The sequence below is a fragment of the Dactylosporangium sp. NPDC051485 genome (genome assembly GCF_040682015.1).
Classification (GTDB): domain Bacteria; phylum Actinomycetota; class Actinomycetes; order Mycobacteriales; family Micromonosporaceae; genus Dactylosporangium.
In genome coordinates, this window is the sequence record NZ_JBFAZW010000001.1 from 124,358 (window position 1) to 146,087 (window position 21,730).

Consider the following 21,730-nt stretch of genomic DNA (forward strand, 5'->3'; position numbering starts at 1 on the left):
GGCGCCACGCTGGAGCCGGCGTCGTGTCTGAGCTGCGCGAGGCGCTCGACGAGGTGCTGCGCGACGTGGCGCCGGCCCGCGTCGCCGAGTCGGTGCGCCGGCTCATCGCCGACTACCGCGGCGGCGCCCCGGCCGACGAGCCGCTGCTGCGCGACATGGTCGACGCCACCGCGTACGCGGCCTACCGGATGCCGGCCACGCACGCCGCGGTCGCGGCCGCCTTCGGGCAGCTGCCGCCGCTGGAGCTGAGCAGCCACACCGACCTCGGCGGCGGCACGGGCGCGGGGGCGTGGGCCGCCCGCGACGTGTTCGGGCGCATCGCGTCGACCGTGCTCGACCAGGTGCCGGAGGCGCTGCGGCTCGGCCGGCGCATCGCCGCGGCCGAGAGCTTCGCCTGGCAGGAGTGGCGGCTGGGCGAGCCGGTCCCCGAGGCCGACCTGGTCACCGCCTCCTACGTGCTCACCGAGCTGGACGAGCAGGGCCGGGCCACCCTCGTCGAGCAGGCGCGGGCGGCCGCCCGCAAGGCCGTGGTGCTCGTCGAGCCGGGGACGCCGCAGGGGTACCGCCGGATCCTGGACGCCCGCGAGGTGCTGATCGCCGACGGCTGGCACGTCGCCGCCCCCTGCCCGCACCAGCTCGCCTGCGGCATGCAGGGCCGGGACTGGTGCCACTTCGCCGCCCGGGTCAACCGGTCGGCGCTGCACCGGCGGCTCAAGGAGGCGAGCCTGGGCTACGAGGACGAGAAGTACAGCTTCGTCGCCGCCACCAGGGAACCGGTGCCGAACGCCGGGGGCCGGGTCGTGCGCCACCCGGCGTTTCGCAAGGGCCTGGTCACGCTGCAGGTCTGCCGGCCCGCCACGACGGTCGGGCCGCTGCTGGTGCCCAAGCGGGAGGGGCCGCTGTACAAGGCGGCCCGAGACGCCGAATGGGGCGACCAGTGGCCGCCCCATTCGTTGGTCTAGCTCGTTACGCGTTGTCCGCGACGAAGGTCGAGACCCACGCCAGGGACGCGTTCCAGTTGATGGTCAGCTCGTTCGTCGACCACGACTGGATGTCGTCCATGTAGCACAGCTGCGGCTTGCAGCCACGCAGCGCAGCGCTAGCGACCTCGTCCTGCAGCTGCGAGTTCGGGCCGCCGGCCAGGGTGCCGCGCGGCGGGTTCGGCAGCTTCGGGTCGAGCTGGTGCGCGTACCAGCGGCTGTGCTGGTTCTTGGAGGCCTTCTCGCCGTAGCCGGTGACGTAGGACTGGTTCAGCGCGTTGCGGCCGAAGATGTAGTCCATGCCGCCGAGGACGCCGTCGCGGTACTTCGCCTTGCCGGTGATGTCGAACGCGGTGCCGACGACGGCGAGGTTGTTGAGCATCTGGCTGTTGGAGGCCCAGTCGTAGCCGCCCTCGGGCGCGTACGCCTGCCCGTAGGCCTGCCCGTCCATGGTCTTGAGGAACCGGTCGGCCCCGTCGACCACGGACTGGCGGACCCGGTCGCGGTCGGCCAGCTGGCTCTTCACGGTGGCGAGGTCCAGCCGGCCGAGGGCCGCGGTGTTCTGCCAGTCGAAGGCGCGGTCGAACACGTCGGCCTTGTGCAGCGGCGAGCCGGTCACGTCGGCGCCGTACTGCTTGTCGCCGGTGGTGAGGTACAGCTCGGCCGCGGCCCAGTAGAACTCGTCGGTCACGTTGGAGTCGCCGTAGGCGCCGCCGCCGGTGGAGTCGGAGTCCGGCGCGTACATCGTCGGGTGCGCCTGCGCCGCCGCGTACGCCGTCTTCGCCACCTTCAGCAGCTTCTCCGCGTACTGCTTGTCGTACGGCTCGAAGACCCGGGCCCCCTGGGCGGCCGCGGCGGCCAGGTTCAGCGTGGCCGCGGTCGACGGGGCGTGCAGCTGCCGCTGCTGGGTGTCGGCCGCCGGGTCGGTCGGCAGGCCGGTCCAGGCCGCGTCGGTCACCTTGTGGTGGGCCATGCCGGCCAGCGGCTGCCCGGCCGGGACCTGCATCTTGGTCAGGAAGTCGAGCTCCCAGCGGGCCTCGTGCAGCACGTCGGGGGTCTTGCTGCCGTGCTCGGGCAGGCGCAGGGCGCGGGCCTCGGCCGCCCTCGGCGAGCGCTCGTAGGAGCTCATGAGCTGGGCGACCGAGATGCCGCCGTTGACCACGTACTTGCCGTGGTCGCCGGCGTCGTACCAGCCGCCGGTGACGTCCAGCGTGTAGTCGCACACGCCCGGCTGGCACGGCACCTTGCTGTCGCCGCCGTCATGGGTTTCGGCGGTGTGGCCGGCCTTGCGGGCGTAGCCGGGCGCGATCGCGTCGTCGATGGCGATGCCGCTGCGCTGCGGGTAGTAGAAGGAGAGCGCGTCGATGCCCAGCTGCTGGTAGGCCTTCGGGTCCAGGTCGAAGGGCAGGCTCGCCTTGCCGTCGACCTCGAGCGTGTAGGTGTGCCCGGTCGCGCGGTACTCACTGAAGTCCACGACGTGGGTGTTCTGGCCGGAGCTGGGGTCCATGCCCCTGGGCTGCGACTCGCCGGACGCGACCACCTTGCCGGCGTTGTCCTTGAGCTGCCACGGCAGCGGCTGGGACGAGTCCGAGATGACGGTCGCGCGCTTCGGGCCGTCCGGCAGGTAGCCGACCTGGTTCACGCGCACCGGCGTGTCCGGGATGTGGTCCGGGGTGACCGGGAAGGCGTAGGCGGTGTCGGCGCCGGCGCCGCCGGGCAGGCCGTGTTCGTCGCTTCCGGAGAAGACGATCGGCAGGACGACTGCGGGCACCGCCACGATCGCGGCGATCGCGGTAAGGCGGGCCTTTCGGGACTGCAGGAAAGCGGGCAGACGCACAGCACTCCTCGTCGGTCGGGTCAGGGGGCTCGCGCAATATCCAGCAAAACCGGGTGATTACCGGGTGATTGCCGCGCGTTTGAGAGAACCTAGCGACCGACAAGCCGCCCGAGTCGGACAAAACGGAACGATTGTGGCCTGGGCCACATTTCGAGGCCGTGGTTGGCACAAACGCTCCTACGGATGGAGGAGTTCGATTGCGCGTATATGCCTCAAGGGGCATATAGTGGGGTCATGTTCGATGCCGGACCGGCCGCGGAGGTCGGCTACACCGCAACCGAGGACGGCCGCTGGACGCTGCGCTTCGTCCGCGACCTGCGCCACCCGCCGCAGCGCGTCTGGCGGATGCTCACCGAGCCCGGCGAACTGGCCCGCTGGGCGCCGTTCACCGCCGATCGCGACCTGGGACACCCCGGGCCGGCGACGCTGTCGATGATCGACGGGGAGACGGCAACGCCGCTCCCGGCCGAGGTGCGCGCCGCGGAGGCGCCGCGCCTGCTGGAGTACACCTGGGGAGACGACCTGCTGCGATGGGAGCTGCGGGCGGCCGGGGACGCCACCCGCCTGACCCTGTGGCACACCATGGCCGACCGCGGGATGGTCTCGAAGATCGCGGCCGGCTGGCACCAGTGCGTGCGGGTCATGGAGCTCGGCCTCGACGGCACGCCGCACCCGCCGGTGCGCGGCCGGGACGCGCTGCACTACGGCTGGGCCGACCTGGAGGCGAGCTACCGCACGACGCTGGAGCCGTAGAAGTCCAGGTCACGCGCTCTACATGACAGGTATACACAGCATGTATACCTGTCGTGTAGAGTCCTCGGCATGTCCATCGGTCAAGCGTTCCTCGGGCTCCTCGAGACCCGGCCCAGCCACGGCTACGACCTGAAGCGGGCCTACGACGAGCGCTTCGGCGCCGATCGCCCGCTCGCCTACGGGCAGGTCTACGCGACCCTGTCCCGCCTGCTCAAGCACGGCCTCGTCACCGTCGACAGCGTCGAGTCGGGCGAGGGCCCCGACCGCAAGCGCTACGCGATCACCGACGCCGGCGTGGCCGACGTCGAGCGCTGGCTGGCCCAGCCGGAGAAGCCGGAGCCGTACCTGCAGAGCGTCCTCTACATGAAGGTCGTGCTCGCGCTGTCCACCGGCCGCAAGGCCACCGAGGTGCTGGACACCCAGCGCGCCGAGCACCTGCGGATGATGCGCGAGCTGACCCGCCGCAAGTCCACCGGCGACCTGTCCGACCAGCTCATCTGCGACCACGCGCTGTTCCACCTCGAGGCCGACCTGCGCTGGCTGGAGCTCACCGCCGCGCGCCTCGACGACCTCGCCGCGGCGGTGGCCCGATGAGCGCGCTGCTGGTGGCCGAGGACCTGCACAAACGCTTCGGGGCCACCCCGGCGCTCGACGGCGCCTCGGTGACCGTCGGGGCCGGCGAGATCGTGGCCGTCATGGGTCCCTCGGGCTCGGGCAAGTCCACGCTGCTGCACTGCCTGGCCGGGATCGTCACGCCGGATTCGGGAACGGTGTCGTACCGCGGGCAGCCGCTCTCCTCCCTCTCCGATGCCCGCCGCAGCGCCCTGCGCCGGGGCGAGTTCGGCTTCGTCTTCCAGTTCGGCCAGCTCGTGCCCGAGCTCACCTGCCTGGAGAACGTGGCCCTGCCCCTGCGGCTGGACGGCACCAAGCGCCGCGACGCCGAGCGGCGCGCCGCCGAGTGGCTGGACCGGCTGGAGATCGAGGACGTCGCCAAGAAGCGCCCGAGCGAGGTCTCCGGCGGCCAGGGCCAGCGGGTCGCGGTCGCCCGGGCCCTCGTCACCGGCGCACGGGTGGTCTTCGCCGACGAGCCCACCGGCGCCCTGGACTCCCTCAACGGCGAGCGCGTCATGCGCCTGTTCACCGCCGCGGCGCGGGACAGCGGCGCCGCCATCGTGCTCGTCACGCACGAGGCGCGGGTGGCCGCCTACTCCGACCGCGAGATCGTCGTGCGGGACGGGCGGGCGCTGGACCTGGAGCGCGCCCGATGAGCCGGCGGCGCGGCTGGCTCGCCGACATCGGCCTCGGCGCCCGCCTGGCCGTGTCCGGCCGGGAGGGGCTGCTGCGCACCGGGCTGACCGCCCTCGGGGTCGGGCTCGGGGTGGCGGTGCTGCTGCTGGCGGTCGCGATCCCCGGCATCCTCGACGGCCGGCACACCCGCACCGACGCCCGCGACGACCTGCGCTACGGCGACTCGCCGCCGAAGAGCGACACCACCGTGCTGTCGCTGCCGGTCATGAGCGCGTACCACGACCGCCAGGTCTCCGGCCGCTTCCTGCGCGCCGAGGGTGCCCATCCGGTGCTGCCGCCCGGCGTGGCCGCCCTGCCGCCCGACGGCTCGATCCTCGTCTCCCCGGGCCTGCGGCGGCTCTTCGACTCGCCCGAGGGTGCCCTGCTGCGCGAGCGCTTCCCGCAGCCGATCGCCGGCACCATCGGCAAGGAGGGCCTGTCCGGCCCCAACGAGCTGTACTTCTACGGCACCCGCGCCAACCTCACCGAGGACGACGACGGGGTCCTGCGGCTGCAGCGGTACGGCAGCACCAGTACGCACAACCCCCTCTCCCCCATCCTGTTGCTCCTCGTCGTCGTCATCTTCGTCGCGCTGCTCATGCCCGTGGCCATGTTCGTCGCCGCGGCCACGCGCTTCGGGGGCGAGCAGCGCGACCGGCGGCTCGCCGCCGTCCGGCTGGTCGGCGCCGACGCCTGGATGACCCGCCGCATCGCCGCCGGCGAGGCGGTGGTCAGCGCCGCCCTCGGGGTCCTCGCCGGCGCAGCGATCTTCCTCCTCGGCCGCCAGTTCGCCGAGCGCTTCGAGCTGGCCGGGATCAGCGTCTACGCCTCCGACATCCGCCCCACCCCGGCCCTGGCCGCGCTCATCGTCGTCGCGGTGCCGCTGGCCGCCCTGGCCATGACGCTGCTCGCGATGCGCCGGGTCGTCATCGAACCGCTCGGCGTGGTGCGCAAGGCCGTGGCCCGGGCCCGCCGCCGGATCTGGTGGCGCCTGCTGTTCCCGCTGGCCGGCCTGGGCCTGCTCGTGCCGCAGATGCGCCACCAGGCGCACCGGGTCGACCTGTTGCCGACCGCCATCGGGATCATCCTGCTGCTGCTCGGCGTGGCCACGCTGCTGCCCTGGCTGTGCGAGCGGATCGTCGCCCGCCTCGGCACCGGCGGCGGGGTGGCCTGGCAGATCGCGATCCGCCGCCTGCAGCTCGGCGGCGACGGCGCCCTGCGGGCCGTGAACGCGGTCGCGGTCGCCGCGGCCGGCACCATCGCGCTGCAGATGCTCTTCGCCGCGGCCGAGGGCCAGAACACCAGGGACACCCGTCAGGACGTCACCCAGGCCCAGGCCATGATGGACGCGTCGCTGCACGGGCGGACACCCGCCGACATCGACGCCGACCTGCGGGCCAGCCCCGGCGTGAGCGCCGCGCACACGTACAGCTGGTCCTACGCCCACCTCGACGACCAGCACCACTTCGAGGTCGTGGTGGCCGACTGCGCGACCCTGCGCCTGCTCGCCGACCTGCCCGGCTGCGCCGACGGCGACGCCTTCGTGGTCGACCCGGCGTCGTTCGCCAGCCCCGCCACGACCGGCGACAACGCCACCGGCAGCGCCGGCCGCCAGGTCGACCTGGACGGCACGGTGTGGACGGTCCCGTCCCGGTTGCAGTCCGCCCGCGAGCGCCACGACCCCGCCGGGAGGACTCACAACGGCATGCTCCTGACGCCGTCCGCGGCGCCGCCCATTTCCGGCAGCCAGCGGGTGCAATCCCTCATCAGCGTCGACCTGTCCGACCCCGACGCCGTCGAGCACCTGCGCAACGCGGTGATGCGCATCGGCCCGGTCGCCAACGTGTTCGTGCTGCGCTCCACCGACGTCGACAAGACCTTCGCGAGCATCCGCCGCGGCCTCTTCGCGGGCGCGACGGTGGTCCTGGTCCTGGTCGGCCTGAGCCTGCTGGTCGGCACGCTGGAGCAGCTGCGCGACCGGCGCCGCACCCTGGCCGCCCTGGTGGCCTTCGGCACCCGCCGCGGCACCATGGCCCTGTCGATCCTCTGGCAGACCCTGGTGCCGGTCGCCCTGGGCCTGGTCGTGGCGGCCGCGCTCGGCCTCGGCCTGGGCGCCGCGCTGCTGCGCATCGTCAGCATGCCCATCATCCTGGACTGGCCGGGCGTGGGCGTGGTGAGCGCGATATCGGCCGCCGTGGTGCTGCTGGTGACCGCGGCCAGCCTGCCGCCGCTGTTCCGCCTGATGCGCCCGGAGGGACTGCGCTTCGAGTAGCGCGATCGGCGGCATGGGCCCGGCCGGGGTGACCCTGGCCGGGCCCATGCCGTAGTCGAAGTACGTGCCAGAACGTTGTCCGATGAGCGGGCAACGCGCGCGTGGGCGGGGCGCAGCGACGTTGACCACGCGCCCCGCGAGGCGGGACGCCGAGAAGGGAAGCCCTCAGCCGATCAGCCGCGAGAAGAAGTCGCCGAAGCCGGTGCCGAGCTGCGCGATGATGTCGCCGATGCCGCGGATCACCTTGGCCGCCGCGTCCGGGCGGTACGCCACGAACCAGACGATGAAGACGATCGCGCTCCATTGCAGAGTCTTTTTCAGCGTCATGAAACTGTTGACCTTGCCCCCGAGCGGTTCATTGGTGTATCGAACTCCAAACTAGCCCCACAAGGGCGGGATAGAGGGCGAAATGGCGGCGACCGGCATACTGGCGGCGATGACCATGCCCGCGAGCGCCCGCCGCCTCCCGTACGCCCCCGGCGTGTACCGCTTCCGCGACGACGGCGGGCGGGTGCTCTACATCGGACGGGCCACCGAGCTGCGGGCCCGGGTCGGGTCGTACTGGTCCGGCCTCAAGGACCGCCCCCGGCTGCGCCGCATGATGCCTGCGGTCACGGCCGTCGAGGCGGTCGTCTGCGCGTCGGTGCACGAGGCGGCCTGGCTGGAGCACAACCTGCTGGTCCGGCGCAAGCCGCGCTGGAACCGGGCGCGCGGCGGCCAGGAGTCCACGGTCCACATCGGACTCGACGCGACCGCCGGCTCGCCGGGCCTGAAGATCCTGTACCACCCGGAGCCCGGCTGCTACGGGCCGTACCTCGGCGGCGCCCGCACCCGGCTCGCCCTCGCCGGCCTGCACCGCATCCGCCCGCTCGCCTACACCGGCACCCGGCTGACCGGGGCCGAGCGCGACCTGGCGGCCAAGCTCGGCGTCGCGCCCGAGGACCGCGAGCCGCTCGCCGCCCAGCTCGCCGCGGTGCTGGCCCGCGAGCCCGAGGCCCTGGCCGCGGCGAGGAGCGACCTGGTGGCGCTGCGCGAGCGGGCCGCCGAGGGCCTGCAGTTCGAACTGGCCGCACAGATCCACGAGGAGCTCGAGGCGCTGGGGTGGATCAGCAGCCCGCAGCGGGTGTCGACGCTGGAGCCGGCCGAGTTGCGCGCGGCCGGCTGGGCCGACGGGCTGCTGGTGCTCTTCACGGTCCGGGCCGGGCGCCTGGACGAGTGGACGCAGCGCGCCTGCCCGGCGAGCCGCGCCGCGCGGTACCTCGCCGCCACCCCGGAGCCGTGGCGCGACTTCGCCGACCAGGCGGCCGGGCTGGCGGCCACCCTGCAGGTCCCGGCCTGAGCTCAGCGCAGCCGGCAGCGCACGGCCGACAGCTGCGCACCGGTCAGCCCGTGCACCTCGTCGATGCGCACCTGCGCCCGTGCCCGCACGGCCCCGCCGTCCGCGGTCGGCAGCCCGCGCGGCCAACGTTTCCGGTCACAGCACTTAGCCGTCATAGCTGACTGTCACCTGTTGCAGGACGACGTCGATCTTCGGGGCGCCGTCGCCCGGGCTGGCCGCGTTGGTCGGGTTGATCCCGCCGGCGGCGATCTTGTCGACGACGTCCATGCCGCTCGTCACGGTGCCCAGCATCGTGTAGTCGGGCGGAAGCTGGGTGTTGTCCTTGTAGTTGACGAAGAACTGGCTGCCGTTGGTGTCCGGGTCGCCGGCGTTGGCGATGGCGACCGTGCCGCGGACGTAGCCCGAGCCGGGATCCTCGGTGTGATAGCTGTACGCCGGCCCGCCGTACCCCGTGGCCGACGGATCGCCGCACTGCAACACGAAGATGCCCTCGCTCGTCATCCGGTGACACTTGGTGTTGTCGAAGAAGTGCTTGCCGGCGAGGAACGCGAAGCTGTGCACCGTGCACGGCGCCTTGCGCGCGTCCATCTGCACCACGATCGCGCCCTGGTTGGTGGTGATGCGCATGGTCGCCTTCGTGGACTTGGACGGCGTGGCCGGCGGCACACCGACGTCCTTGATGGCCGCCTTGACCTCCGGGGGCGGGGTCGCCGACGGGGCGAGGAAGCGGCAGGTGACCGGTCCGGCGTTGGCCGTCGGCCCGGAGGCGCCGGCCGAGGGCTTGGCGGTCGTGCCCGGCGCGCCGGGGGCGGCGATCTGGCGGGCCCGCTGGGGCGCCGTCGGCACGTCGACCTTGGAGCATCCGGCAAGGAACAGCAGGCCGGTCGCGGCGATGAGCGCACCGTAACGACGTGAATTCACGATCGACAGCCTACGGCCGGACCGCCAGCCATCGATACGGCTGTCACATCACCTCTCACGGGCCCGCACCCGTCGTGGACCCCGCCCGCACCCCGCCCCCGGGATCGTAAGGTGCTCCCGACCAGGAGGATGACCTCTCGTGATGCGCATCGTGATCTCCGGCGCGACCGCGCTGGCCACCCTGCTCACCCCGTCCGACGCATCCGCCGGGACCGTCTGGACGGCCGCGGCCCGCGTCACCTTCTCGGGCACCGTCATCCAGTCCACCCCGGCCGCCCTGACGGTCTCGGTCCGCAGCGGCCGCCGCCACACCGGCCCGCGCAGCGTCACGGTCGCCCCGGCCACCGCCGCCACCATTCGCCTGGACAGCCGCCCGGCGCTGGCCTCCTGGATCCCGCCGGGCGCCCGCGTCAGGGTCACGGGCAGCACGACCGGCCCGGCGACCGTCCTGGCCACCGACATCACCGCTACGCGCTGAGCGCCGTGTTGGAAACGGTGTTCAACACCGGCTAGGTTGCACCGGTGACGGCAACGACCTCGGCGCTTCTCCTCGCGGCTCCGGCCATCGCGGCGGGCCACGGTAGCGCGGTGAACGCCGCCCGCAAGGCCAGCCCGCTCATCGCCCCAGCGGTGGCCCCGGCTCCGGCCATCGCGGCTGGCCACGGTGGCGCGGTGAGCGCCGCCCGCAGGGCTCGGGCCATCGCGGCGGCCACGGTGACGCGGTGAGCGCCGCCCGCAAGGCCAGCCCGCTCATCGCCCTGGCCGTGGCCCTGGCGGCGGGCGCGTGGCTGTTGACCACCGTGCACAACGGGCCCCCCGCGGTGTCGACCGCCGCCTCCGCCCCCGCCTCCGCCGCCCCGCCGGCCGCGAAAAGCATCTCCGCCACGCTCTCGGACGGCGCCGAGTTCACCCCGCTCTTCTACGCCGACGCCGCCACCCCGGTCGGCACCGCGACCGACGCCACCGACGACCGCCTGCTCCTGCGTTCCCCGTCCGGCGACCGCGAGCTGCGCCGCCTCCCCCGCGACCGCTTCGCCCAGTTCCTGGGCTTCACCGCCGCCGACGGCGTCCTCGTCTGGGCCGAGTCCTCCGCCCTGCCCGGCGGCACCTACGAGACCCGCCTCTGGCGCGCGCCGCTGGACGGCTCCGCGCCGCCCGTCTCCCTCACGGCCGACACCGGCGCCGCGGTCTTCTTCGACTCCGAGTACGACCTCGTCGTCGCCGGCGGCCGCGTCCACTGGGTCGCCGCCCCGCCGGACGACACTCCGCGCACCGAACTGCGCAGCGTCGCGGCCACCGGCGGCCCGGTGACCACCACGTACTTCGACGGCCGCTTCCGCCACACCGCCTGGCCCTGGCTGCTCAGCGTCGACGACCAGGCCCCGCTGGTGCTGGCCGACCCGCAGTCCGGCGAGCGGCGCACGGTGACCAAGGCCGCCGCCGAGTCGGTGGTCTGCACCCCGACCTGGTGCCGCTCGATGGTCCAGGCCGCCGACCGGCACGTCTACGACGTGCGCCACCCGGACGGCACGTCCCGCCGCCGCGTCCCCGGCGACCTGACCGCCATCGCCAGGGACAACGCCGTGGCCGGCCACTACGAGCTGTTCACCGAGCTCCACGGCGACGACGTGCGCCTGGTCGCCTACGACCTGGACACCTCGGAGTCGAAGGTCCTGGCCCCGAACGTGGGCGTCACGGCCACCCGCGCCGGCATCGTGTGGTGGGCCGACCGCCCGTCGTCCCCGACCGCGTGGCTGTCGGTCGACCTGCGGTAGTCCAGCCCGGGGCGGCTACCGGGCGATGAGGACCGCCGCGAGCGCCAGCGCGCCGGGCAGCGCCTGGACCAGCAGGATGCGCCGGTTGGCGGTGGCCGCGCCGTACAGCCCGGCGACGATCACACAGATCAGGAAGAAGACCTTGAAGGCGAGGTTCGAGGCGACCAGCCCGTAGCCGAGCCCGGCCGCGAGGAACCCGTTGTACAGGCCCTGGTTCGCGGCGAGCGCCTTGCTCGCGGTCGCGAACTCCGCCGTCGTGCCGAACGCCGCCCGCGTCCTCGGCGCCGTCCAGAGGAACATCTCCAGCGCCAGGAAGTACAGGTGCAGGACGGCCACGAGCCCGACGAGCACCTCGGCCACGATGTTCACGCCCGGGAGCCTACCCGCACCACCAGCTTCCCGGTCTTGTGCCGCGTGGCGAAATCGGCCAGCGCCCGCACGGCGTCGGCGAACTCGTACCGCCCGTCGATCCTCGCCCGCAGCCGGCCCGCGACGGCGTCCGCGGCGACCTCGGCCATGCCGCCGTGCCGGGCCTGCATGTCCAGGACGAGCCGGACGTCGACCTCGTCGTGGGGTGCCGGCGGCGGGAAGGTAATGGACAGCAGCCGCCCGCCGGGCCGCACCGCCGCGACCAGCGGCTCCAGCCGGTCGCCCGGCAGCACCAGGTTGAGCGCGAGGTCGAAGCCGCCCGGGTAGTCGCCGTAACCGATGGCCTCGGCCGCGCCCAGCGAACGGACCAGGTCGGCGTCGGCGCCGCGCGCGGTCGCCACGACGTGGGCGCCGGCCCGGGCGAGCAGCGGCAGCACCGTGGTGCCGACCCCTCCGGTCGCGCCGACCACCAGGACCCGGGCGCCCGGCTCGACCTCGGCGGTCGCCATGAGCACCCGGGCCGTGAGCCCGACGGTGGGCAGTGCGGCCGCCTGCTCGACGTCGAGCCCGCCCGGCCGCCGCGCCAGGAACGGCGTCTCCGCCTCGAAGACCGCGTATTCGGCGAGCGCCCCGGTGCCGAGCGACGAGCTGCCCATGTGCCGCAGCGCCCGGGGCGTGGCGAACCCGAAGATCTCCTCGCCCGCCTCGTAGCGGGTCACCCCGTCCCCGACGGCGCTCACCGTGCCCGCGAAGTCGTTGCCGGGGATGTGCGGGAACGGCAGGTCGACGGCGTCCCGGAAGTCGCCGGAGACGAGCCGCACGTCGGCCGGGTTGATCGAGACCGCGGCGATGCGCACCTGGATCTGTCCCGGACCGGGTTCGGGTATCGGCACCTCGGCCAGGGCATGAATCTCGGGGGGACCGTAACGGTCGGCGACCACTGCCTGCATGAAGCGGACCATGCGGTCACGTTAGCCGAACCGGACCGGGCGGTCAACTTTGTAGGATGACGGCGTGAACCGACCGCTGCGGGCCGACGCCGCACGCAACCGGCGCCTGCTCCTGGCCGCGGCGGCCGACGAGTTCGCCGAGCACGGCCTCGAGGCGTCGATCGCGGACATTGCCAAGCGGGCCGGCATCGGCAAGGGCACCGTGTTCCGGCACTTCGCGACGAAAGAGGACCTGATCGCCGCGATCGTGCTCGACCGGGTCGAGGCGTTGATCGAGACCGGCGAGGACCTGCTGCGGTCGGAGAACTCCGGCGAGGCGCTGCTGGAGTTCCTGACCGCGGCCGCGCAGCAGCGCCAGCAGCGCGACCTGTCCTTCCTGCAGCGCGCGAGCGCCGGCAACGCGGAGGTCTCGCGGCTGCAGGCCCGGCTGCAGGAGACCATCGACCAGCTCGTCGAGCGCGCGCGCGAGGACGGCGCCGTGCGCGACGACGTCACCGGCACCGACCTGTTCCTGCTCATGTGCGCGCCGAACTACATCGCCGGCTACGCCCACACGGCCGCGCCCGAGCTGTGGCGGCGCTACCTCGCGATCATCTTCGACGGGCTGCGCCCGGAGGGCGCGCACCCACTGCCGCACCCGGCCCCCGAGCGGTGACGCCCGAGCCGTGCGGCCGTCGGCGAGTTCGCCATTGGCCCACCGGCGCACACCGCGCAGCCAAAGGCCCGCCCCCGAGTGGCCCGTTGTACCAGTGGCTCAGGGCTACTCGTCGACCTGGGTGTTCTCGGTGTCCCGGTCCTCGTCGTGCCCGTGCCCGATCAGCCCGTCGACCACCGCGTCGATGGGCTGCGCGATGTAGTCGAACGCCGGAACCGCGATCTCCTCCGCCTCGTCCCGGATCGTGTCGATATCGACGGCGTCGTCCACCCGGGGAACGCCGGTGTGATCTGTGGTCGCCATACAAGACGGATATCCACCCCCGCGCTTCCCCAAACGTCCGCCACCGTGCCGAAAACGCCCGCCACCGCGCCGAGTAGCGACACCGGCACACCGCCGAGTTCCGGCGACCCGCCGCAGGGCGAGGACCGACAGAACTACGCTCAGTGAGGTGAAGATTACCTGGTGTGGTGCGGTCCTCGGTCTGGCGCTCGTCCTGGGCGGATGCGCCGCCAAGGACCACGACGGTGGCGAAGGATCCGGGTCCGGCGGGTTCGACGCCGGCCTCAGCGGGGTCGTCAACCCCTCGGACGTGGCCGGCGGCACGTTGCGGCTGGCCAGCGCCAACGACGTGGACTCGTGGGATCCGACCAGGTCGTACATCAACGCGGTGTACAACCTGCAGCGGCTGTACGTGCGGACGTTGCTCACGCCGGCGGCCGCGCCCGGCGCGGACGGGCGGGTGCTGCAGCCGGACCTGGCCGAGGCGCTGCCGGACGTGTCGGCGGACGGGCTGACGTACACGTTCCGGCTGCGGGACGGGGTGCGGTTCGAGGACGGCAGCGCGATCCGGGCGCAGGACGTGCGGTACGGCATCGAGCGGCTCTTCGCGCAGGACACGCTGTCGGGCGGGCCAACGTACCTGATCGACCGGCTGGATCAGGGGCAGCACTACCCGGGGCCGTACGCGTCGAAGGACGGGCTGCGGTCGATCTCCACGCCGGACGACCGGACGATCGTGTTCCGGCTGGCCGAGCCGTTCGCCGACTTCCCGTACCTGCTGGCGATGGGGGTGGCGGCGCCGCTGCCGCAGCGGCTGGACACCGGGGAGCGCTACGGGGACAAGCCGGCCTCGTCGGGGCCGTACCGGTTCGAGAGCATCGACCCCGGCAAGAAGGTCGTCTGGGTGCGCAACGACGCGTGGGACCGGGGGACGGATCAGGTGCGGCGGGCGCTGCCCGACCGGATCGAGCTGACGATCGGGACCGACCCGGGCGAGATCGACCGGCAGCTGCTCGACGGCACGCTCGACATGGACGCCGGGCAGGGCGGGGTGCAGTCGGCGGTCCAGGCGAAGGTGCTGCTGAACCCTGGGCTGAAGGCGCACGCGGACGAGCCGACGACCGGCTTCGTGCAGTACGCGGCGCTGAGCACCCGGGTGGCGCCGTTCGACGACGTGCACTGCCGGCGGGCGGTGCAGTACGCCGTGGACAAGGGCGCAGTGCAGACGGCCCGCGGCGGCACCGTGGCCGGTGGCGAGATCGCGGGCGGGATGCTGCCGCCGGGGATCGCCGGGTACGACCAGGGGCTCGACCCGTACCAGACCAGGAGCGGCAAGCCGCAGCCCGACAAGGCCCGCGACGAGTTGCAGCGCTGCGGCAGGCCGGACGGGTTCGACACGGTGATCGCGGCCACCGCCAGCCCCAAGGCGATGAAGACCGCGGAGGCGGTGCAGGCGTCGCTGGCGCAGGTCGGGATCAAGGCGCGGATCGACCCGTCGGACCCGTCGATGTACGCCCGATCGGTCGTGGGCAGCCCGGACAACGTGCACAAGAAGGGGTACGGCATCATCCTCTCGGCGTGGTCGGCCGACTTCCCGACCGGGTACGGGTTCTACCCGACGCTCATCGACGGACGGCAGATCCTGCCCAGCGGCAACAACAACTACGCCGAGCTCGACGATCCGCTGATCAACCAGCAGCTCGACCAGGTGCGCTCCGTCGAGGACGGCACCCGGGCGGCGGGGATCTGGCAGCAGATCAACGCCGAGGTGATGGACAACGCCTCGATGCTGCCGCTGACGTACGACAAGGTGCTCAACTATCGCAACCCGCGCCTCACGAACGTGTTCGTCAACCAGTTCTACGGCACATGGGACGTCACCGCGCTGGGCGTAGGCTGACGGTCGTGGGCTCCTCGTCGCCGTCCGGATCCGAGGACCGCACGACGCTCGGCACCACCCGGTGCACCGTCGCCAGCACCGAGGCGATCACCAGCCCGGCGGTGCCGGCGATGCCGAGTGCGCCCCCGGCGTACGCGACGAAGAGGCGCCGCCGGCTCAGGTCGTCCACCGCCCAGGTGAGGACGTCGTCGGTCAGCCGCATGCAGATCGCGGCGCCCAGCAGCAGGCCGAGGGAGACTAAGGCCAGGAAGACCGTCGTGTATTTGCTGGCCGGGCCGTAGGTCACGGCGCCGTGGCGGCGCTGGGCCACGATGATGAGCAGGCTCGCGGCGGCGGCCCAGGCGCCGACGACCAGCAGCGCGGCCACCGCGTCGCTCGGGCGGTGCCAGCCGGCGGAGAGGGTGGCGGCGCCGGCCAGCGAGGCGAACAGGGCGCCGAGGAGGGCCGCCGCGCCGCGGGCCTTCGCCGGCACGACCAGGACCAGGGCCGCGGCGACGGAGGCGGCGATCGTGGTGTGGCCGCTCGGCAGGCTGTTGCCCGCGCCGACGCGCTCGATGTCGACGCCGAGCTCCGGGCGGTAGATCAGCGCCTTGCACGCCTGCGTGGTGACGTTCGACCCGGCGATGAGCAGCAGTGCGCCGGCGGCGAGGGCGACCCGGCGGCGGGCCAGGGCGATGAAGCCGATCGCGATGGTGGCGGCGCCCAGCGACACGGCGGAGAGGCCGTTGAGGGTGGTGTGCACGAGGGAGGCGACCCGGACCCGGCCGATGCTGTTGCCGGTGATCGCGACGAAGTCCAGTAATTGACCGTGCTCGCTGTGCACGAAGAACCGCCACACGGCGACGAAGGCGGCCGCCTCCACGGCCGCGACGAGCAGCAGCCACAATCCAAGCCCGATGGGCCACGCACGCATGGCTGGCAAGATAGCCCACGGCCGCGAATTGCGCTCACCGCGATTTTCATTGCCGCATCGGTACCGCATGAGCTCTGCTGACCCCCATGCTCCTCGCCCCCTATCGTCCGGTCCTCGGCCACCCGGTGCTGCGGCGCGTCCTGCCGGGGATCGCCGTGTCCGCGCTCGGCGACGGCATGTCGATCGTCGCCGTCGGCTGGCTGGCCCTGCAGCTGGCCCCCGAGGACCAGCGCGGCGCCTGGGTGGCGGCGGCGGTCGCGGCGTACTCCCTGCCGAGCGCCCTCGGCGGCATCGCCCTCGGCCGCTTCCTGCGCCACCGCCCGGGTGCCCAGCTCGCCGGCTGGAACGCCATCCTGCGCGCGGCCGGCCTGGGCGCCGTCGCGATCGCGTACGCGGCCGGCGCCCTGCCGCCGTGGCTCTACGTCGCCCTGCTGGGCGTCTCCTCGCTGCTGGCCGCGTGGGGCTCCGCCGGCCGCTACACCCTGATCGCCGAGGTCCTGCCTAAGGAGCACCACCTGGCGGCCAACGGCGTGCTGGGCGCCATCGCCGAGTTCGCCACGATCGTCGGCCCGCCCGTGGCCGGCCTGCTGATCGGGTGGACGGGCGCGGCCGTCGTCCTCGCCCTGGACGCGGCCAGCTTCGCGCTGCTGGCCGTCACCTACCGCTGGGCCATGCCGGCGGAGGCCAAGAGGCCGGAGCGGACGCCGGACCGGCCCGCGACGGGCAGCCGCACCCAGCGGGCACTGCTGGCGCTGTCGTTCGCCTTCTTCCTGCTCTTCGGCCCCTTCTACACCGCGATGCCGATCCACGTCGCCGAGGACCTGCACGCCCCGGCCACCCTGCTCGGCGTCTACTACACGGCCTTCGGCGTCGGGGCGGTCGTCGGCGGGCTCGCGGCCGCGCAGCTGGGGCGGCTCCCCCTGTGGCCGGCGATGACCGGAATCGTGGTCGCGTTCGGGGCCGCCATGCTCCCGCTCGGGCTGGGCGCCCCGCCCGCGCTCGCCCTGCCGGCGTTCGCGGTCGCGGGGCTGTGCTGGTCGCCGTACCTCTCGACGGTCATGGCGCTGTTCCAGGCCACCACCCCGGCCGACCGGCTCCCCCGGGTGCTGGCCGCGTTCGGCTCGGTCACCGTGATCGCGGTGCCGCTCGGCACGGCCGCCGGCGGGCCGCTGGTCGCCGCCGTGGGCGCGGCCGGCACGCTGCTGCTGAGCGCGATCGCCATGATCGTGCTCGGGCTGATCGCGGCATCTGTCATCATCTTCCGGTTCGCACGGAACGCGGCGACAGGCCACGCATGGGAGGAAACGCACCCCGATGGGTATACCGAGCGTTGAGCGGGTGAGGGGGCGGTCGGACATGGGGCTCGTGGGCTACACGGTGGAGGCGACCGACGGCGAGGTCGGCGCGATCGACCGGCGGACGTACGACGGCCGGCAGGTGCTCGTCGCCGGCGACGACGGCGCCCTGCTCAAGGTCGACATCAACACCGTCGAGCGGATCGACCACCGCGACCACCGCGTCTACCTGGGCGTCAGCCGGCGAGAGCTCCAGCCTCGCTGAACCGGTTGCGGCCCGCGCGCTTGGCCTCGTAGAGGGCCCCGTCGGCGCGGGCCAGCAGCTCGTCGGAGGTCTCCCGGCCGTCCCAGCGCGCCACGCCGGCCGAGAAGGTCTGCGCGAGCGGCGTGACGGCCATGAGCCGCCGCACGATCGGCAGCGGGTCGGCGCCCGGCAGCAGGGCCACGAACTCCTCCCCGCCGTAGCGGGCCAGGGTGTCGCTGCGGCGCAGCACCCCGCTCCAGGCCGCGGCGGCCGACTTGAGCAGCCGGTCGCCGGCCGGGTGGCCGTGCTCGTCGTTGTACCGCTTGAAATGGTCCAGGTCGATCATGACCACGGTGAGGCCGGAGCCGGCGCGGCGGGCCCGCTCGACCGCGGCCGGCAGCTCGGCGTTCCAGGCGCGGCGGTTGGGCAGGCCGGTCAGCTCGTCGGTGAGAGACAGCTCGCTGACCCGTCGGGTCTGCGCCTCCAGCTCCCGCAGCAGCAGCATCATCCGCAGCACCACGAGCAGGAACAGCGCGATCCAGCTCAGCGCGATCGGCAGCGCGTCGTGCAGGTCGCCGGCCGCGATCTCGCCGAGCAGCAGCACCGGGGCGATGAGCGAGGCCGCGGTGAGCAGCGCGAGCCGGGCGGCGCCGAGCCGGCGGCGGCCGCGGGTGACCTCGGTCGTGCGCCCGGCAGAGGGATCGAGCGCGGCGAGCCCGATGAGCGCGTACGCGACCAGGTACGCGGCGCCGAGCAGCCGGTGCTCGAAGCGGTTGGGCTCCACCCCCAGCGTGTTGACCACGGCCCAGGCCGCGTCGGCCGCCAGGCACAGCATCATGGCCGCGCTGAGCAGCCAGAAGGACCGGGTGCGGGCGCCCGCCCCGAAGAGCAGCCGGGCCAGCACGGCCAGCACGAGCACGTCACCGGCCGGGTAGGCGACGGCGACCGCGACGGCCAGCGGGTCGGCCCCGGAGCCGGCCAGGGCCGGGCTGACCATGAAGACCCAGGCGAGCAGGCCGAGGCCGACGGAGACGGTGGCGGCGTCGAGGATCGCGCTCCAGTCGCGGGCCTCGCTGCGCCGCCGGATGATCCGCAGGAGGCCGAGCGCGACCGCCGGGTAGAGCGCCAGGTAGCCGGCGTCCTGCCACGACGGCGAGGCGTAGGCGTGGTGGACGTGCAGCTGGTAGGTCTCGTAGAGGATGCCGCCGGCGTTGGCGGCCACCCCGATGCCGAAGCTCCACAGGCGGCGGCGCAGCAGGACGCACGCCACCAGCCAGCCGGTGAACACCTGCACGCCGGCCTGCCACCAGGTGCCGTCGGGCACGGCGAAGAAGAGCGCGACGAGCGCGGCCACTGCCGCGAGGTAGAGCCGCATGGTCAGCGCGACGCCGGCTCGGGCTCGGCGAGCGAGGCGTTGGTCCAGCTGAGCGCGGCCAGCAGTTCGCCGCGCAGGTCGATGCCGACGCCACGCTGGTAGGCCTGCACGTCGCGCAGGACGGCGCCCAGCTCGCCGCGGCCGTGCGCGACGGCCTCGGCGACGTCGGCGGTGAGCGCGAGGTGCTCGGTGAGCGCGCCGGCCGGCCCGCCGAGCAGCTCGCCGATGGCGCTGAGCAGTCCGGCGGTGAACGCGGTGGCGCCATCGCCGCAGCCCCGGCGCTCGGCCACGGTCTGGCACATGCGGGCCCGCACGACGATGTCGCTGAGCAGGGACTCGTCGCCGTCTGCGAGGTCGGCCGCCACCATGAGCGTCGCCCACTGGCGCACCTGGGGGACCCCGAGCAGTACGACCGCCTGGAAGATCGACGAGACGGGCTGCCTGAGGCCGTTGGCCGCGTTGTTCACCCCGCGCAGGATGCGGATCGCCAGGGCCGGGTCGCGCTCGATGGTGGCCACCGCCCGGTCCAGGTCGATCTCCTCGGCGGACAGCTCGGTGAGCAGCCGGATGCGGGCCAGCCGGATCGGGCTCAGGGCGTGCGTGGTGACGAGGTGGGGGCGGGCGAGCTGGTGGCCCTGAAAGAGCTGGAAACGCAGCCGGTGGGCCAGCTCCAGCTGCTCGCTCGTCTCGATGCGCTGGGCGACGAGGCGGATGCGCGGGACCCGCCGGCACTGGTCGGCCAGCCGGGCGATGGCCTGCCGGTCGCCGGCCCGCATGTCGATCTTCACGTAGTGCGCGTGCGGCAGCAGCCGGGCCGCGGCCGGGTCGCCGGTGAAGCCGTCGATGGCGAGCCGATGGCCCTGCCCGGCCAGCGCCGCGGCGCCCTCGACCACCTCGTCGTCGATCTCCATCCCGCTCATGACCTCCAGGCCGGCCCGGCCCGGCGGGAACGGCAGCGGCAGCTCGCCGACGAGGAACTCCCGGGTCAGGTTGATGAAGCAGCCCCGGTCGCCGACCAGCTCCTCGATACCGAAGGCGGTGAACGCCTCGACGATGACGCGGCTGGTGGCGACGCTGTCGCGCGCGCTCGCGCGGTCGGCGTGCGGGCCGTCGCGGAACAACAGCTCGTAGGCCGCCAATTGGCGCTTGTCGTCGTACAGCGCCTGGCGGCCGATGTACACGGGGCGTGAGCTGTCCACGTCTGGTTATCGGCCGCGAGAACGGCGATTCAAGCCGGGCGGGCCCGCGGGGCGATGATCTGCCCGGTGTAGGCCACGGCGTCGAGGTACGCCCGCGCGGTGTCCTCGACCGGCAGCGGGGCGGCCAGCAGCATCGGCAGGTCGGACGCCTCGTAGGCGGCGACGAGGGACAGCAGTTCGCCGAGCGGCCCGGCCCCGGCGACCAGGGCCTCGGTCACCTCGGCGCTGAGCGAGAGGCGCACGGCCAGCTCGGCGGCGCCCTGCCCGAGCAGCTCGGCCACGGCGGAGACGAGCCCGACGGTGAACGCGGCCTCGGGCGGCAGGTCCATCCGCCAGGCGATGTTCTGGCACATCCGGGCCCGGGTGATCGCCGCCGACAGCTGGTGGGTGCCGGGGTCGCCGGGGCCGTCGAGGTCGCTGACCAGCATCAGGGTGGCCCAGTCGCGCAGCCGGCCGACGCCGAGCAGCAGCACCGCCTCGTGCACCGAGGAGACCCTGACCGGCAGACCGAGGGAGTCGGCGTTGGCCGCGGCCATGAGCCGCAGGCTGAGCGCCGGGTCGCTGGTGACGAGGCCGACCACCCGCGCCAGCGGGATGCTCGGCCCGACCAGCAGGCTCAGCAGCTCGACCCGGGCCAGCCTCGACGGCGACAGGGCGGCGGCGCTGACCACCTGCGGGCGGCCGAGCACGTAACCCTGGAAGTAGTCGAACCCCAGCGCCCGGGCCTGCGCGAGCTGCTCCGGCGTCTCGAGTCGTTCGGCGACCATCTTCACGCCGGCGTACTTGCGGCAGCGCTGCGCCGTCGCGACGAGCGCGTCGGGCCCGGTCTCCAGCACGTCGATCTTCACGTAGGCGGCGAGCTCCAGCAGCGGCTCGTGGCCGAGGCCGAAGACGTAGTCGTCCAGCGCGATGCGGTACCCCTGGCGGACCAGGCCCTCGACCGCGGACACGACCTCGTCGTCGATCTCGACCGTCTCCAGGATCTCGAGCACCACCTGCTCGGCGTCGAACGGCAGCGGCAGGTCGCCGACCAGGAACTCCCGGGTCAGGTTCACGAAGCACAGCGCGCCGCCGCACAGCGGCTCGATGCCGATCTCGGTGAAGGCGGTGATCAGGACCCGGCTGGTGGCGTACGCGCCCCGCTCATCGGCGTCGACCGCGGCCGCGTCGCCGCGGAACAGCAGCTCGTAGCCGTGGACGTCGCCGTCTCGGTCGAAGATCGGCTGGCGGCCGACGTGCACGGCACCGGAAGCGGGGAACATACCGCACACATCGTCGCGCCCTGCGCGGATCTGCGGGATTTCGCGGGTGCGTTGCCGGGCCTGCTGTTGCGGACTTCCGCGGGTGCGTTGCCGCGCCTGCTTTGCGGACTTCCGCGGGTGCG

At 73.4% G+C, this 21,730-nt stretch carries 24 protein-coding genes; 13 read left to right on the plus strand and 11 right to left on the minus strand.

What is annotated here, in order from left to right:
- Window positions 1–23 precede the first annotated feature (23 nt).
- Entirely contained in the window at window positions 24–962 is a 939-nt protein-coding gene (locus tag AB0M46_RS00525; RefSeq protein ID WP_363332018.1) for a small ribosomal subunit Rsm22 family protein, read from the plus strand.
- Window positions 963–966: 4 nt separating this feature from the next.
- Here the strand turns inward: AB0M46_RS00525 and AB0M46_RS00530 are convergent, their stop codons facing one another.
- Window positions 967–2,817, minus strand: a complete 1,851-nt coding sequence (locus tag AB0M46_RS00530) for a glycoside hydrolase family 9 protein (protein WP_363332019.1) — start codon at window positions 2,815–2,817, stop codon at window positions 967–969.
- 234 nt (window positions 2,818–3,051) lie between these two features.
- Here AB0M46_RS00530 and AB0M46_RS00535 point away from each other — a divergent pair, with 234 nt between their 5' ends.
- The 4 genes from AB0M46_RS00535 to AB0M46_RS00550 all read left to right on the plus strand — a co-directional run bounded on the left by AB0M46_RS00535 (window position 3,052) and on the right by AB0M46_RS00550 (window position 7,129).
- Complete coding sequence (locus AB0M46_RS00535; protein WP_363332020.1) at window positions 3,052–3,570, plus strand: SRPBCC family protein; 519 nt, start codon at window positions 3,052–3,054, stop codon at window positions 3,568–3,570.
- Between the two features lie 69 nt (window positions 3,571–3,639).
- Window positions 3,640–4,164: a PadR family transcriptional regulator gene (locus AB0M46_RS00540; protein WP_363332021.1), complete on the plus strand. Its 525-nt coding sequence runs from the start codon at window positions 3,640–3,642 to the stop codon at window positions 4,162–4,164.
- Window positions 4,161–4,838, plus strand: a complete 678-nt coding sequence (locus AB0M46_RS00545) for an ABC transporter ATP-binding protein (RefSeq protein ID WP_363332022.1) — start codon at window positions 4,161–4,163, stop codon at window positions 4,836–4,838. The genes AB0M46_RS00540 and AB0M46_RS00545 overlap by 4 nt, the downstream gene beginning before the upstream one ends.
- Window positions 4,835–7,129 (plus strand): FtsX-like permease family protein, encoded by a 2,295-nt coding sequence (locus AB0M46_RS00550; RefSeq protein ID WP_363332023.1) that lies wholly within the window; start codon window positions 4,835–4,837, stop codon window positions 7,127–7,129. The genes AB0M46_RS00545 and AB0M46_RS00550 overlap by 4 nt, the downstream gene beginning before the upstream one ends.
- Before the next feature lie 165 nt (window positions 7,130–7,294).
- Here AB0M46_RS00550 and AB0M46_RS00555 read toward each other — a convergent pair whose 3' ends face one another.
- On the minus strand, window positions 7,295–7,456 hold the full coding sequence (locus tag AB0M46_RS00555; protein WP_363332024.1) for a hypothetical protein: 162 nt from the start codon (window positions 7,454–7,456) through the stop codon (window positions 7,295–7,297).
- Window positions 7,457–7,565: 109 nt separating this feature from the next.
- Between AB0M46_RS00555 and AB0M46_RS00560 the strand changes: the two genes are divergently transcribed.
- Window positions 7,566–8,468 (plus strand): hypothetical protein, encoded by a 903-nt coding sequence (locus tag AB0M46_RS00560; protein ID WP_363332025.1) that lies wholly within the window; start codon window positions 7,566–7,568, stop codon window positions 8,466–8,468.
- A 2-nt stretch (window positions 8,469–8,470) separates the two neighbouring features.
- On the opposite strand, the gene AB0M46_RS00565 is transcribed toward AB0M46_RS00560, so the two are convergent.
- A complete protein-coding gene (locus AB0M46_RS00565) occupies window positions 8,471–8,623 on the minus strand; it encodes a hypothetical protein (RefSeq protein ID WP_363332026.1) in 153 nt (50 codons plus the stop codon).
- Complete coding sequence (locus AB0M46_RS00570) at window positions 8,613–9,389, minus strand: peptidylprolyl isomerase (RefSeq protein WP_363332028.1); 777 nt, start codon at window positions 9,387–9,389, stop codon at window positions 8,613–8,615. Before AB0M46_RS00570 ends, AB0M46_RS00565 begins: the two co-directional genes overlap by 11 nt.
- 139 nt (window positions 9,390–9,528) lie before the next feature.
- Between AB0M46_RS00570 and AB0M46_RS00575 the strand changes: the two genes are divergently transcribed.
- Genes AB0M46_RS00575 through AB0M46_RS00585 form a run of 3 tightly spaced genes read left to right on the plus strand, consistent with a single transcriptional unit; the run spans window position 9,529 to window position 11,164 of the window.
- On the plus strand, window positions 9,529–9,867 hold the full coding sequence (locus AB0M46_RS00575; RefSeq protein ID WP_363332029.1) for a hypothetical protein: 339 nt from the start codon (window positions 9,529–9,531) through the stop codon (window positions 9,865–9,867).
- Window positions 9,868–9,911: 44 nt separating this feature from the next.
- On the plus strand, window positions 9,912–10,115 hold the full coding sequence (locus AB0M46_RS00580) for a hypothetical protein (RefSeq protein WP_363332030.1): 204 nt from the start codon (window positions 9,912–9,914) through the stop codon (window positions 10,113–10,115).
- On the plus strand, window positions 10,112–11,164 hold the full coding sequence (locus tag AB0M46_RS00585; protein WP_363332031.1) for a hypothetical protein: 1,053 nt from the start codon (window positions 10,112–10,114) through the stop codon (window positions 11,162–11,164). The genes AB0M46_RS00580 and AB0M46_RS00585 overlap by 4 nt, the downstream gene beginning before the upstream one ends.
- Window positions 11,165–11,179: 15 nt before the next feature.
- Here AB0M46_RS00585 and AB0M46_RS00590 read toward each other — a convergent pair whose 3' ends face one another.
- Both AB0M46_RS00590 and AB0M46_RS00595 read right to left on the minus strand, forming a co-directional pair.
- The gene (locus tag AB0M46_RS00590) at window positions 11,180–11,533 is read right to left on the minus strand and encodes a DUF1304 domain-containing protein (RefSeq protein ID WP_363332032.1); all 354 of its coding nucleotides are present in this window, start codon (window positions 11,531–11,533) and stop codon (window positions 11,180–11,182) included.
- Window positions 11,530–12,495, minus strand: coding sequence for an NADP-dependent oxidoreductase (locus AB0M46_RS00595; protein WP_363332033.1), 966 nt, complete (start codon window positions 12,493–12,495; stop codon window positions 11,530–11,532). Before AB0M46_RS00595 ends, AB0M46_RS00590 begins: the two co-directional genes overlap by 4 nt.
- A gap of 52 nt (window positions 12,496–12,547) precedes the next feature.
- Between AB0M46_RS00595 and AB0M46_RS00600 the strand changes: the two genes are divergently transcribed.
- Window positions 12,548–13,138, plus strand: a complete 591-nt coding sequence (locus AB0M46_RS00600) for a helix-turn-helix domain-containing protein (protein ID WP_363332034.1) — start codon at window positions 12,548–12,550, stop codon at window positions 13,136–13,138.
- Between the two features lie 105 nt (window positions 13,139–13,243).
- Here the strand turns inward: AB0M46_RS00600 and AB0M46_RS00605 are convergent, their stop codons facing one another.
- Complete coding sequence (locus AB0M46_RS00605) at window positions 13,244–13,441, minus strand: hypothetical protein (RefSeq protein WP_363332035.1); 198 nt, start codon at window positions 13,439–13,441, stop codon at window positions 13,244–13,246.
- Window positions 13,442–13,589: 148 nt separating this feature from the next.
- Between AB0M46_RS00605 and AB0M46_RS00610 the strand changes: the two genes are divergently transcribed.
- Window positions 13,590–15,320 carry an ABC transporter substrate-binding protein gene (locus AB0M46_RS00610; RefSeq protein ID WP_363332036.1) on the plus strand — a complete coding sequence of 577 codons (1,731 nt, stop codon included), beginning with the start codon at window positions 13,590–13,592 and terminating at the stop codon, window positions 15,318–15,320.
- Here the strand turns inward: AB0M46_RS00610 and AB0M46_RS00615 are convergent.
- Window positions 15,298–16,233 carry a phosphatase PAP2 family protein gene (locus AB0M46_RS00615; protein WP_363332038.1) on the minus strand — a complete coding sequence of 312 codons (936 nt, stop codon included), beginning with the start codon at window positions 16,231–16,233 and terminating at the stop codon, window positions 15,298–15,300. The genes AB0M46_RS00610 and AB0M46_RS00615 overlap by 23 nt on opposite strands.
- Before the next feature lie 86 nt (window positions 16,234–16,319).
- Here AB0M46_RS00615 and AB0M46_RS00620 point away from each other — a divergent pair, with 86 nt between their 5' ends.
- Together AB0M46_RS00620 and AB0M46_RS00625 are read left to right on the plus strand one after the other, a co-directional pair.
- The gene (locus AB0M46_RS00620; RefSeq protein WP_363332039.1) at window positions 16,320–17,567 is read left to right on the plus strand and encodes an MFS transporter; all 1,248 of its coding nucleotides are present in this window, start codon (window positions 16,320–16,322) and stop codon (window positions 17,565–17,567) included.
- Between the two features lie 4 nt (window positions 17,568–17,571).
- On the plus strand, window positions 17,572–17,793 hold the full coding sequence (locus AB0M46_RS00625; RefSeq protein ID WP_363332040.1) for a hypothetical protein: 222 nt from the start codon (window positions 17,572–17,574) through the stop codon (window positions 17,791–17,793).
- Here the strand turns inward: AB0M46_RS00625 and AB0M46_RS00630 are convergent.
- From AB0M46_RS00630 to AB0M46_RS00640, 3 genes are read right to left on the minus strand one after another with little or no spacing between them, the layout of a single operon-like run.
- Window positions 17,765–19,147 (minus strand): GGDEF domain-containing protein, encoded by a 1,383-nt coding sequence (locus AB0M46_RS00630; protein ID WP_363332041.1) that lies wholly within the window; start codon window positions 19,145–19,147, stop codon window positions 17,765–17,767. The two genes, AB0M46_RS00625 and AB0M46_RS00630, sit on opposite strands and share 29 nt — an antisense overlap.
- Window positions 19,148–19,149: 2 nt before the next feature.
- On the minus strand, window positions 19,150–20,346 hold the full coding sequence (locus AB0M46_RS00635; protein ID WP_363332042.1) for an HDOD domain-containing protein: 1,197 nt from the start codon (window positions 20,344–20,346) through the stop codon (window positions 19,150–19,152).
- Between the two features lie 29 nt (window positions 20,347–20,375).
- Window positions 20,376–21,608 carry an EAL domain-containing protein gene (locus tag AB0M46_RS00640; RefSeq protein WP_363332043.1) on the minus strand — a complete coding sequence of 411 codons (1,233 nt, stop codon included), beginning with the start codon at window positions 21,606–21,608 and terminating at the stop codon, window positions 20,376–20,378.
- Window positions 21,609–21,730: the final 122 nt, after the last annotated feature.